This window comes from Shinella zoogloeoides (assembly GCF_022682305.1).
GTDB classification, from domain to species: Bacteria; Pseudomonadota; Alphaproteobacteria; order Rhizobiales; family Rhizobiaceae; genus Shinella; species Shinella zoogloeoides_B.
This window is the reverse complement of record NZ_CP093528.1, coordinates 1,700,135-1,712,763: the sequence shown is the minus strand read 5'-3', so window position 1 is coordinate 1,712,763 and position 12,629 is coordinate 1,700,135. Positions and strand designations below refer to the sequence as shown.

The 12,629-nt window shown below is 57.6% G+C and carries 9 protein-coding genes and 1 pseudogene; 1 reads left to right on the top strand and 9 read right to left on the bottom strand.

Annotated features, from left to right (window positions below):
- Positions 1-444 precede the first annotated feature (444 nt).
- From MOE34_RS08780 to MOE34_RS08770, 3 genes and pseudogenes are all read right to left on the bottom strand, one after another.
- A complete protein-coding gene (locus MOE34_RS08780) occupies positions 445-678 on the bottom strand; it encodes a hypothetical protein (protein ID WP_242218825.1) in 234 nt (77 codons plus the stop codon).
- A gap of 48 nt (positions 679-726) precedes the next feature.
- Positions 727-959: pseudogene (locus MOE34_RS08775) on the bottom strand (damage-inducible mutagenesis protein); the annotation flags it as partial.
- A gap of 550 nt (positions 960-1,509) precedes the next feature.
- On the bottom strand, positions 1,510-3,618 hold the full coding sequence (locus tag MOE34_RS08770) for an AAA family ATPase (protein ID WP_242218827.1): 2,109 nt from the start codon (positions 3,616-3,618) through the stop codon (positions 1,510-1,512).
- 562 nt (positions 3,619-4,180) lie between these two features.
- Between MOE34_RS08770 and MOE34_RS08765 the strand changes: the two genes are divergently transcribed.
- Positions 4,181-4,648, top strand: a complete 468-nt coding sequence (locus MOE34_RS08765; RefSeq protein WP_242218829.1) for a helix-turn-helix domain-containing protein — start codon at positions 4,181-4,183, stop codon at positions 4,646-4,648.
- A 475-nt stretch (positions 4,649-5,123) separates the two neighbouring features.
- Here the strand turns inward: MOE34_RS08765 and MOE34_RS08760 are convergent, their stop codons facing one another.
- Genes MOE34_RS08760 through MOE34_RS08735 form a run of 6 tightly spaced genes read right to left on the bottom strand, consistent with a single transcriptional unit; the run spans position 5,124 to position 12,556 of the window.
- Entirely contained in the window at positions 5,124-6,995 is a 1,872-nt protein-coding gene (locus MOE34_RS08760; RefSeq protein ID WP_242223857.1) for an AAA family ATPase, read from the bottom strand.
- 5 nt (positions 6,996-7,000) lie between these two features.
- Complete coding sequence (locus tag MOE34_RS08755) at positions 7,001-7,393, bottom strand: hypothetical protein (protein ID WP_242218831.1); 393 nt, start codon at positions 7,391-7,393, stop codon at positions 7,001-7,003.
- Entirely contained in the window at positions 7,390-7,812 is a 423-nt protein-coding gene (locus MOE34_RS08750; RefSeq protein ID WP_242218833.1) for a hypothetical protein, read from the bottom strand. Before MOE34_RS08750 ends, MOE34_RS08755 begins: the two co-directional genes overlap by 4 nt.
- Positions 7,813-7,815: 3 nt before the next feature.
- Positions 7,816-9,939 carry a hypothetical protein gene (locus tag MOE34_RS08745; protein ID WP_242218835.1) on the bottom strand — a complete coding sequence of 708 codons (2,124 nt, stop codon included), beginning with the start codon at positions 9,937-9,939 and terminating at the stop codon, positions 7,816-7,818.
- Positions 9,936-11,456 carry a site-specific integrase gene (locus tag MOE34_RS08740; RefSeq protein ID WP_242218837.1) on the bottom strand — a complete coding sequence of 507 codons (1,521 nt, stop codon included), beginning with the start codon at positions 11,454-11,456 and terminating at the stop codon, positions 9,936-9,938. Before MOE34_RS08740 ends, MOE34_RS08745 begins: the two co-directional genes overlap by 4 nt.
- Positions 11,453-12,556, bottom strand: a complete 1,104-nt coding sequence (locus tag MOE34_RS08735) for a tyrosine-type recombinase/integrase (protein ID WP_242218839.1) — start codon at positions 12,554-12,556, stop codon at positions 11,453-11,455. The genes MOE34_RS08740 and MOE34_RS08735 overlap by 4 nt, the downstream gene beginning before the upstream one ends.
- Between the last annotated feature and the right edge of the window lie 73 nt (positions 12,557-12,629).

The following is a 12,629-nucleotide window of genomic DNA, read 5'->3' as shown; positions in this document are numbered from 1 at the left end:
GGTTAACAGCAGGTGGAGCCCAGCCACGCCCGACGTCCCCGATGGTGAAACCCAAGGTCACTAGCGCCGAAACCTGAATTCAAGACCTCGTTCATACCGAACAGATCGCCACCCGCCAAGTTCACTAAGCTCGAATCAAACAAGGTGGGGCGATATGGCTTTAGAATTGTCCACGCGGGTTCGGAATCCGGACTTATACGGCGACGAGTCCGCACTTGTGCGGCGACAGTCCGGGTTGATGTGACGATGGACAACCTAATCGGCATTGCAAACGTTAGAACATCAAAATGAGTGGTTACCTCCGCGGAAACAAACCTCTGTCGATTTCAGGAAACCCAAAATGGACAAATCAAAACCAGCGGAATGACTCAACTAGGCAGTGCAGAGACAAACCTTTTCGGCGAAATCACATCAGCCCTCAGCGGAATCTTGTGGCAACTGCTCTCAATACCGGGCTTCTATGGCGATACCGAGCAAAGCAGTCTTTAACTCAGCGTGCGTCAGCGACTTGACATACTCGCGCTCATACAGCAGGTCGCCGCCGATGCATTCAAGTCCATTCACTGAGTTCGCCACTTCGCGCGGTATCAAGCGCGCAAGAGCCATTCCTTCCTCCGGGTGAGAGAATAAGAGGCCGACCCTCGCCGCACGTAAGGCTGCCAAATACGGATCGCTCATTCATCCAACCTTCGAAAGACGCTGGGGAAGATGTGCGGTCTTCATCCTCCTCATCCTCGCTGCAATCCCCGCCGCAAACAGGCAGGCTGCCGCACCATCGACCGTACCACCACCTGACACCTCATGGATGCCGTCGTAAGTCAGCCCTCCGCCCGGCAGCCGTTCGTCAATCTCGCGAACGCCGAACGGCAACTTCGTAGCGCGACGCGACGCGCCCCCTCGATATGAGCGATACGCTCCCTAACGTCATCCAGGAGCCGGGAATTGCATGTGTCGACGATCACGATCCTCCGTGGCTCGCGTTGATTATGGCTTCCTGTCCCGGACATGTTGGTGTTCCCTTTCTGTTCCTATTCGTATAGGGAGTCAAGCCAGCTGGAATCCCCAAAAATTCGGGAGTTGTCGTGTCTCCTGTCGGAAACGCCAATCGAATCAGACTCTAAGGTATCTCCGCTAAGTGACCGGCCGCGTTGAATATTTTTTCGAGGTGCAGAGCGAAAGACTTGTTTACGGTCGCGAATGCGACCAGGTTACGAATGGATGGATGGAGATGAAGCGATGGCAAAACGGTCTAAACCGAAGCCGCAGCGTGATGGAGAAAGCAAGCTATCGCTGGGAGCGGTATTGGATGAAATTGGCGCAAGGCCGATCGGGCGGCGGATCAGGATCAAACCAGACGAACGCCGCCCACCGCTACGCCTGCAACGAACTATCTCGTCGCCATCTGCATGCAAGGATTGAACTGTATTCGTAGCGGCTAAGGTCTGCATTTTGACGCGTGGCGCGATGTGGACGTACTCGAAAGCGGTTTCTCACCCCGCCGCGCGTCAGTCACGAACGACATTCCGATAAGGTATCATCATTGGGTACTTCGTCTCCCTGATCGGGATCGTTGTCGGGAACGCGGTCGAGTATCGCCAGGGCCGCACTGACTTTCCCTCGATCTGCCTCGTCCTGGCGTTTCCTGGCCGAGTGTACCCGGTGTCTTTCAATGATCGTCGTGACAGCGCCACCTTGAAGGTGCCGCACTTTCAGCACCTCCGTTGCCACTTCCCTCAGCGCGTCCAGATTTTCAACCAGGATGTTTCGAGCTCTCTCATACTGCTCCTTCAATATTTCATTGATTGCCGCGCGGACTTCCGGGTTTCGTACTCGCAGATCGGACAATCGCTTCTCTGATACGGTCTCGATGATCAACGTGCTGCCTAATCCGAACGAGACCTCGACGAGGGTTGCAATTTCAGTCGCGCGCCCGAGATCAGAGTCCACGCCCCCGGTTGCCCCCTCACAGGATTCTCCGAATTCGAGTTCTTCCGCAGCCATACCTGCCATCAAGACTGCGATATGGTTGAGGTAGTGACTGCGCGAGCGCCGTTCCGCGGGGTCTCCTGCGAATAGCGTCTTTCCAACCGATTCCACCGCCCCAACGGTGATATCCTCACGGATGACAATCGCCTCGAGGGGGCCGAGGCCGAGCGCCAGGCCGGCAATTGCATGCCCAGCTTCATGAATGGCTGTTCTGTGTAGAGTATTGGCCGACAACGATTGGAGTGCTGGTAAGCAACCCATAATGTGCTCCACGACCAATGCTTCTGATCGCCGACGCGCGACGCGCCTAGCATTGCGGATCAGCAAGCTGATGTCCGCACCTGTCATCCCGTGCGTTGTCCGAGCGAACCTTTCCAGGTACTCCGCCGGAAAAATCAATCCCGCATACTGCTCTGCGATTTTAAGACGCGTCGCGGCATCCGGCATCGGAATATGGATATGCCGGTCGAGCCGTCCGGCACGACGTATCGCAGGATCGAGGATGTCGGGAAAGTTAGTAGCGCCGATGACTATCAGCCCTTCGCGGCGCTCTATGCCATCAATGCATTCTAGAAAACCATTTATAATCTGGCGCTTATAGTCGTCGTGGTGTCCGTGTACGGAGCGGTCGCCAAACGAATCGATTTCATCCACAAACAAAATGCATGGTGCCTTCGACTTGGCTTCATGGAAAGTTTGCCTCATCGCCTTCAAGAAGTCGCCTAAATGCCCGGCGGCCTGCCACTGGGCCGCGGATGCTGATACCAACGGCAATCGACATGTTCTGGACAACGCTTCCGCAAAAGTTGTTTTTCCCACCCCCGGGGAGCCCGAGACCAACACACCGACGTCCACGTCCGACCAGGCCAGCTTCCCGTCAAGATAGTCGGCGACATCCCGAGACAACTCGATACCCCAGTGCCCGGCATCACCGAAACCGTGAAGGTCATGCAACGTCGGACCGTTCACTGCCGCATTTGAGGAATCCGGTTCGGACGACGACCGCTCTGCGCGCAGACGCTGTAAACCGGCAGCAACGCTCCGACCTGGAAGAAACGCGAGACGCAATCGCTCCCACGACTCTGCCGCTATCATCCGGAGGTCGCTCTCCGTAAGGGAATGGCCAAACCGTGCGAACGCCGCAATGATCTGCCTGTTTGAAGGCTTGCTAACCCGAACGACGGCATCCGAAAACAGGCGTGCCTTGTCGCTGATCTGATGCTTGTCGCTGACGACGATGAATGCGTAGCTCTTATCTATCGGACGCTCAAGCAACTCATCTACGGTGTGCTCGAAGCGACGGTCAGATGTAGTTTTAAGCCAGGAGTCAGCATACTCACCGCCCACATGCCGCAGATATAGCCTCGCTCCGGCCATGTAAGATTCAACATCATCCCCTTCTACAAGAAGGATCGCAAAAAGCCCGCGGCAAGGATTGGTATAAGGCCGCAACGCGGCTCCTACACAGCAATATGCCATAAAGTCGGGAACGGTGATCGGTCGGCTCCGCGGGCCGGCTACGTTTTGGCGCCAGGGATGTCGTGACTTCATCGCGCGCATTTTATCGACATATACCTCGAATTCGGGGTCAATGATCAAATCCGGCTTATACACTGCGAGCGACACTCTCATGGCCGCTCCGCGCGACCTCCGGTCCAGTATTCGGGACCCACTTCGTCAAGGAGCCGATACCAACGAGACCATGTCCGCGCCAACCGGCGCTCGGGGTCCAGAAGAAAGAGTTCGGACGTAAAAATGGGCTTGCTGTCCGGCAGCAGAGGATGGCCGACGGGCCGCCCCGCAAGGCACAGGACAGCGCGACGTGCCGGTGTCCATTCACGGATTTCGACGATTTTTTCTCCAGTCGGCGGAGAGCCGATCTCGATGTCTCGAGCGAGTTGGCGTAGGTGCTTCGCCAGTTCGACTGGCGACATTCCGAATTGCGCGATTGTTGAAGCAACCATGTTCACCCTCAAATCTTTTACGGAATCTTTTTTTCCACAAATGATGTCATATGGCGTCCTTTTCGGAAACTAAAGACCCTATTTTGATTTTCTTGACTTTCGGGCCGACAGCCGGCTGATGGCTTCTTATGAAGACGCAAATCACTGCAGCTGCGTTACGGGCGGCACGCGCCCTGTTGCCGCTATCCCGCACGGAAATATGCGCTGGCGCGGGGGTTAACGAGCGGTCGATGAGGGATGCCGAGGCGGATTCGCGACAGGCCGACCGATCAAATCTGCGGCTACGGAAATACTATGAATCTCAGGGCCTGGAGTTCGTCGGGACGGTAGACATCGGGTCGGGAATTGTCTCCGGGTCTGGCGTGCGCTGGCGCGACCCCCGATCCCCCGTCAGGCCGCCGGATGAGCACATGCAGTACAGGTCCAATGGCGCTGAATTCGCTTTAGGCGCAGCGCGCGCCTTTCTCGACATAACCGCAAAAGAGGCGGCCGCCGAACTCGGCTTGAATCGTCAAACCCTCACGAAAATCGAAGCAAGTGGTGAGTGCTCCCCAGAGGTGAGACGGAAAATCGTGGAGTTCTACCGCACGCACGGCATCGTTTTCGTGGGATGGAGGGACGAAGAAAACGATCGATACTTCGGGGTCGGAGTGATGACGACAAAACAGATTTTGCCGAAGTCTTCAGATACCGGCTGACTGGTACTCCCTCGCTTCGATCCCCGCGAACTTCAGCAACGCCTCTCTACAAGCCCGGCCTGACGGCCGACATTGTTTTCAAAGGTAGTTGCCGGTCCCCGGCTCTATATGTAGCAACGGCCGTCTCGGCGACACCTTGGGCGCAGCGGCTTTTCCAAGTCACAGTTATTCTCCGAATCCAATATCAAGCTCGGATGATATTGGTCCGCGCCTGCCGCCCGCCCGGAGTTTCCCTCAGCTTCCCCACGGCGAATCTCAGCGCCTTCGGAACGAGCCACGGGTCTCGTTCCGATCGCCTCCGGCGACCGGTGCTTCCGATTAGTCGCGTGGCCCCGCGCTTCGGTGACGCACCCCCGGCGCGCTCTTCTCACGCTCCGTCGTCGCTGCGGCCATCCCCCTTGCGGGGCATGCCCTCCGAAAGAGCCTATGCGCGCCGGGCGTGTGTCAACTCCGGCCTATGTTCGCGGGCATTGAATTATCCTGGCCTCTGGCTACCATCGGTCAGGGCCAGCGCAACGTTCCTATCAAGGGAACGGGGGTAAGGGACAACGGAACTGACGAGATCAGGCTCGATCCCGATTAAAATGACGCGGTCGGTCGCGCGGGTCACAGCCGTATAGATCATGGCGCGATCCATATTCGCGGACGGTTGTACCGACATGATGACGTTTTTGAACTGGCTACCCTGCGCTTTGTGCACGCTGATGCAGTATGCAAGCGCCAGTCTCTCGACCTCGTTTGGACCGATCCGGTGCTTTTCGCCTTCGAACTCGACGACCAGGGTATTCCCGTCGAGGCGGACCACTCGACCCATCGAACCATTCCAGAGGTTCCGATCATAGTCGTTTACAGTCCAGATGCAGGGATCGCCGTCGGCGAACCCATTCATCGACGGAGCGCCGGTCGCCACCCGTTCCGCGTGGAAATAGGCGTTGATGGCGTCAATTCCGGCAGGGCCAGCATAGACCGAACCTAAGACCTGAACCTCCTCGCCTCGAAGATCGTGCAGAACGTCCTCGATCGCGTGGATGACCTTTCTCCCGTTCGCGCGGATGAAGCTGCACCCCCCGCGGCGCGATGAATAGGCAGGGAGATGGGGTAATGTCCCGCCACGTATGGCGACAGACACCTGTGGAATCCCTGTGCTTTCAGCTGCCCTGAGAATGCGCGTCAGTTCCGTTTGGGGTATCCGCGTCTCTTCGACAAGCCTGTGAAGTGTCAGGCCGAACCCGATGGGCGGCAACTGGGCGGTATCTCCAACCAGCAGGCAACGGGCTTCTTTCGGAAGATGGAACAGGATTCGGTAGAGGGTCGGAAGGTCAAGCATCGACGCTTCGTCGATGATGACCAGCGTGTGGCGGCCGAGTTCGAGCCTCCCGTCCGCCGTACCCTTCAGCCAAGAGGCGACCGTCTGCGCATGCTGGCCGGTCGCCTCGGAAATCCGCTTGGCGGCCCGTCCGGCAATGGCAAGCTGGTAGACTTTCATGCCAAAATTGCGCGCCGCGGCGTTCACCGCCTTCAGCGCGGTGGTCTTGCCTACGCCCGCACCACCGATCAACAGCGAGAAGCGATGGCCGATCGCCATCATAACGGCCTCCCTCTGCTCACCGGTCAAGGAACCCAACGGATCAAACCCGTCGAGGAAGCGCGCCACATCCTGCGCCGTGATCCCGTCAAGGAACAGATCGCTCTCGTCTACGGCTGCGATATGCTCTTCGATGCGGCTCTCGATAAAACGCTCCATATAGGCCCCGCCGGCAGGCTGGTAGCCGCCAGCGATCGGGAGCGCTGCGCGATCTCCCACAGCCGCTGCGAGGGCGCGCTCGGCGCTGTCGATGCTGACGCTCAGACGTTTTGCCGTCTGGACAACCAGTTCCCGGTGCGAACACCAGGTATGTTTTCGATCCAACCTGTCGTACAAAACCGACTCGACGGCCGCCACCTGCCTTCGTGGATCGGCCGCGGGAATACCGAGTACGGAGGCAACCCGATCGACCTGCCCCCAGGAGCAAACCGTCAGCAAACGATAGGGATTGTCCCTGATCTTCGTCAATGCGTCAGAACCCCAGAAGTCCACGGCCTTGCGGGCAACCTTCGGATCGATGCCGTTCTCGTCGAAGAAGACCACGCAGTCGGCCAGGGCGATCTGGTTTGCCCACGCTTGGGCGACGATGGCGGCCTGGTTTCGATCCAGAACCTCCGCCAGCCGATCGATGTCGCCGCCACCGAGGACGGCGTAGAGATCGGCACCGAAGTGCTTCCAGAGCCTCGCGGCCGTCGCTTTTCCGACACCGGCGAACTCCGGCCGCGAGGCCAGGAATTCCACGATGTATTTGCCGCGCGGCATCACGTTCAAGGAATGACCCTCCTGCCCGTCTGCGTCGAGTGCTCATACCGGGCGACCTTATGGCGAAGTTCGAGATTCTCGCTTCGCAACGATGCCACCTGCTGTTCGAGCGCCGTTATTCGCGCCTTGTCACCGGAATCGCGGGTGGTGGCAGGTGTCTCCGCGGATTTCGGAGGCTCGAGCCCCAAATCCTCGACAGCTTCCATCAGCCGTTTTTCGAAGCGGGCATTCTGGTCGAACGTTTCCCTGTTAAAGCCACAGGCCGTCGCGACGGCGGTCTTGTTCACCCTGCCGCCACGGCTCGGTAGCTTCAATCCGGCGGCTTGCAGGCGCTCGACATATGTTTCAAGCTTCGCATAATTCTCTTCGCTAATCTGTTGGAAACGGTTCAAGCTCATTCCGCCGTACTCCGGTCGCGCTCCACTCTCGGCAATGGCATGTTCAAGCCGGCCTCGGACAGGCCTTTACTTCGCGCGTTGTACTGCCAAGTGGCGAATTTCTCGAGGAAGCGGTTCCTTTCCGCCTTCAGGACGGCAATCTCCGCCTCCAGTCTTTCTACCCGGCCAAGGGCCAAAGCCAGTTCGGCTGACATCTCAGAAGGCGGCACTGTCACCGGCGAAGAACGAAGCCTATCCTTCGCCTGTTGGAAGGCAGTTCGGATGTTTTCCTGTTTATCCAATCCCTGACGTGTGAAGGGCCGTTTGAGCATGCACCCTACCTGCTGCGTCAGCAGTTCCCAACTCAACTTTCCCTGCCAGGAGATGAGGAGTGCGACTATCCGGTCGATCTCGTCGTCCGTAAGTTGGGCCTTCGCCATCGATCAATCCTCCCACATCGCGGCCAGGGTGCCATCGTCTTCCGCCGCCTCCTCGGCGGGATACACACTGGACTCCGGACGTGATGCCTTTGCATCCTGCCGGTCACGAAGTGCCATTGCGACTTCGCTGTCCTTTGATCCGCCGGCTAGGTTCACGACCGTTCCGTCTTGAATGGAGGGATCGTCGTGGATCACAAGAATCCCGCGCAGTTTTTCAACGCTTCTCTGATGGGCCTGAACCCACCTGTCGGCCCCATAGAAGTCGTCGCCCATCGCCAGAAGAGCATCTGCAAGTTGCTTCTCGGTCAGCGAGAGGCGCTTGCCCACGCGCTCCTTGTGCTTGAGGTCTCCCTTGATGAAGACATTTTCGGAGCAATCGAGGCAATCGCCGTGCGTCTGACACGGTAAGAGCGAATAGTCATGCACGCATATGCCGAGTTCGGTGACCAAGGCCGAACCGATCTGAGCGTCGAGGAACTCGCGGTGATCAACAGGCGGTTTGATGCCGGTGACCTTGGCGGCTTCAAACATCGGCCCCGTTCCCTTACCGTCATCCAGCGCCGCCCTGACCTGGTCAAGGAACTCGTCGGAAGACACATGGTTGTAGGCTTTGTTCTGCTCGACCTTGCGGCCGCTCCACTTCGCGATATCCAGGTCGCTCATCCCCTTCAACTGGGCAACCGTGTTCAACCAATGGCGGAAGCCATGGCTGCTGATCCGAATGGGAGAACCGTCTCGTTCCTTGAAGTCCCAGCGGTCAAACACGCTCGGCCTCTTCCCGTGGCCGGAGAGCCAGTGATCATAAGACTGGATGGTCACCTGCTCTACCAGCCCGGGATACCTCGGCTTGCTCGTGTGCACTTGGTTCAAGAGGAGCAGGATCAGCGTATGGGAATACTTCTGATCATCGGCCCCATTGAAATTGGGGAATTCCTTTGGCAGCTTTTGAAGCAGGCGTGCTGCCAGTGACGATATCCGCACTTCTCTCATTTTAGTCGAATTGGTGGAACCCGGTCTCCATTCCACGTCCTGCTGCCGGACCCAACGGGCAATAGCGACCTTACTTTCTATTGCCACCAACCTCGACACATCCTCACGCTTGAGCCAGTCGGATGCGCGGAACCTCTGTAGCTCAACCGGAAGCCACAGTTCTCCGGGATTGGCCTCGTACCACGCAGCCACTGAACGCGCATCCGCACACATCTCGCGGATGCGCGCAATGGCTTCCTGCACGACCGACGCCATCTGTGTCGGGACCCACTTGACCTGAGGAGGGTTGTCCTTACCCGGGAAAACGCGGATGCCGTACGCATCCACCAGTTTGCCGCTGTCAGGGTCCTTGATTGTGTCGAACACCTCGCAGTCCACGCGAAGCTGCAGAACCTCGTGAGCTCTAATCGGTATTGAGACGAAGATCGCGCTGATCGCCGAGTATAGCCGATCGACAAATGTCTCCGAATGCCGGAAAATATGTGCCAGCGCCCTATAGGCCTCTGGACTGGGCAGCTTTTTCTCACGCCATTCCTTGGCCTCGCGCCCCAGCGCCTCCGTCTTGTCCTTTGGCTTCGTCACCCCGTGTTTCCACTGGAACGGAGCATTCAGGAACTTACGCTCCATACAGAACCGATAAACCTGCTGGATATAGATTGCGAACTGATAGTGGCGGCCGGCTCCGACACCGTCCTTCGCGATTGCGACGGCGGTGTTCAGGACGGTGACGTTTAGATTCTCGATGACGGGTGCGGTGCCTAGAGACCTGAACGCCGCCTCGATGAACTGCAATGCATCCAGCCGCTTCGCGGTATTTTCGAAAGCGACCGGGGAGGACGAATGCTGGTATCGGATATAGGCTTTCGCGAACTCTTTGATGCCGTCCGCCAGTGGCGCACCGCCGATGATCTCATGCCTGTTAGTCAGGATAGTATCACGATTGTAGAACGCCAGAGCGCGATTGTCCCGATTCTGGCCCTTCGTCACAAACGAAGCGCCGACCTGCCACACGTCCTCCGGCCATGCGTCTTGAGGGATAAGCACGTCGATTGTTCTCGCCAGCGCGATGAAGCTCTGGAGCCGGTCCGCGGGATATTCGACCCCTTCGGCTACGAATTTGACGACGTTTCCGGTCATGCTGCCACCTCGGCTCTGATTTCTTTTTCCGCGGCACAGAGTTTGATGACCTCGGCGACTGCCAGAATGGTCCGATCCCTGATGGTGTAAATCTTGGCGGAATAACCTTCCGCTTCCATACGATGACGGTCGGTGATGAGCACCGTCATGAACTCCTCATGCGGGCCGTCGAGCCATGGCTGGAAGTGGCGACAGGTGTAGCAGGCAATTGGTGCAGCCAGCCCGCAGAAGCTCATCTGACCGCACGTCCCGAGCGCATCCGAGACGTTGTTGAGCGACCTGTCGAAGATGCGGCTGGAGCGATCGTCACCGCGCAACGCTTCCGTTTCGGTGGTCACAACCACGCCGGCGAACGCGTGAGCGAGCGGTGCCATTTCCATCGCCAGATGACGATCGAGGCGCAGGACCATCGCCGGGCTAGCTTCGAAGTAAACTTCGACGTTCTGCGTGTCGGAGTGGTCGAGCAGTTCCGCGACGGTGTGCTTATCCTTGCCGTCATCGACGGCGCGTTGGGCCAAGGTGATGCGGAATCTACGCGCGTTCGTCCTGAGACCCGTTACCTTACGGATTGTATAGTTCAGGACATTGGATATGCCGCTGGAGTTCATATGAAAGCGAAGGCCAGGTAGCTTCCCTTCTTCGTTTGCGATGAACATCGGACAGTCGTCCTCGGAGAGACCAAGCTCTCGGCGACGCGCTTCGTTGTTCTTTTTCAGATGCTCCAGCAACGTACCGACTTGCTTGCCGCAATACCGGATTTTGAAAGAATCTCTCGCCTTTTCACCCTGCTGTTTTGCCCGTGGCACGCGAAGCGCATATAGAGGCCCCTCATCGTTTTCAGAGACCAGTAGGTCCTTCTCTTTCAGGGCAGCGATCTGAACTGAACGCAGTCCGTAGGCGAGGAAGAGCCAGGTGATCGCAAACGCAGTGAGGTCAATGTCGCCCTTCGCATATGCATCGTTAAGCGCTGACTGTATCGTGAGAAGTTCGGTGTCTGTGAATGAACCCTTTTCGGAATCGCGCGTTCGGACCGAGGTTCCTTTAATGTTGCCACGGATGGTAGAGGTCGAGAGGTATTCGACCGCCTGTTCGGACGCGATGCCAAAACCGAGATTGCCCATCTCGTTCAGCAAAATGCGTATGACGCCCAGGTACCACTCCGTCGACGCGCTGAGCCGACCTCTATACGTCAGGATATGAGACAACTCTATTTCATCGTGGATTGTATCCGTCGCCTCGATGACTGATCTATAGAAGGCCTTGAAGCGGGCGTATAAGTTCACTGCGTGTGAGCACGATGTATTTTGAAGGGCGATAATCAGCCCCCATTTCAAACAGTGCACCATTCTGCTTGATAGACGGTCGAAAACATCGAACCTTATTCGCGCCTTTGTGGCAAGACTACCGACGCGCCAATCGTCTTGTCGAGGGTCGAACACGACTCCGTCATGTGTCGTGACCGCCGAAGGCAGTGGCGGTATCAGCTTCGATGGGTCCATTTCCAGTGGCGATATCATCGCTCTTGCCCCGCCTTTTTAACGCGAATATCAAGATCATCGTGCATCTCCATGAGAACCTCGTTGGCCCTGCGGCCAACGGTTCTCCGCAGGTAAAACCTCGCTGATGCCTCGTCTCGCCAGCCCATGATCTTCTGTCGGAACTTCACCTCGTCGTTCTCGGAGATGCCCTTCTTATCGATGAGCTCGGAGAAAGTGTCGTTCCACGAATGCCGGAGGAGATGGGGTGAAAATTCTTTCGGCAGTTCCGGGACGCGCCTCCGCAGCGCCTCGAATATCTTGTTGACATTGGATGGCGACATGGGTTGGCCCTTCGGTATGCTGACAATCAGAAACTGACCCTTGCCCCTTGCAGCTCCCGGCAATTTGGATCGGTAGTGGACGATCCACTCGTAGACCAACTGCGTCGTTCGCGGGCTTAGCTCGAGCTTTCGCGCGGCGGTTTTCGTGCTTGCCCCTGGTGCTATGCGCCTGTCGAGGACATTGTCGGGTCGACGATGGATGGTGATGTAGCCTCTCGGACCGGACACGTCGCAGTCGTGGAGCATGATGCCGAGAAGCTCCCCGCGCCGGATGCCGAGCTCGATCAGCAACCGGATCATCACAAAATTTCGAAAGCGGACTTTGGGTTCAAAGGGATTGTCTGGGTGGTCCGGGTCAATGACCGCGCAAAGCAGCACCAGCACCCCGGCATCAAGTCCTTCCCTCTCGCCGACGTCTTCTCGTTTCGGCGCGCGTAGGCCTTCGATATAGGTCGCGAGATGGCCCAGGCATTCGACCCGCATATCGCGATATAACGCCCATCGATTTGGCCACGACTGGAGGCGCGAGAGATAGTCGGCGCTGGTGAACTCAAGAAAAGAACGAACGACGCTAAGCCGATTTCGCTTCTCGCCGGACCCGACGCCACTTTTCGGCATGTGTCTGGTAAGCGTAGTCAAGCCAGACGACCGTCTAGCGACCGCTGACAGCAGATCACCCAGCTTCCAGCCGCATGTGTTCACGAGGTCTATTATTTCGGAGAGTTCGAAGAACGTCCCGTCATGCAGGCGCTCAACTATATCGATGCCCTGCAGGTCCGCCCATAGGTAGAAGACCATAAGGGAGCGGAGCTCGTTGAAAAGTGTGTTGGGTTGGATACCTAACGGCCGCCGGTGGGCAGTGATCCAGAAA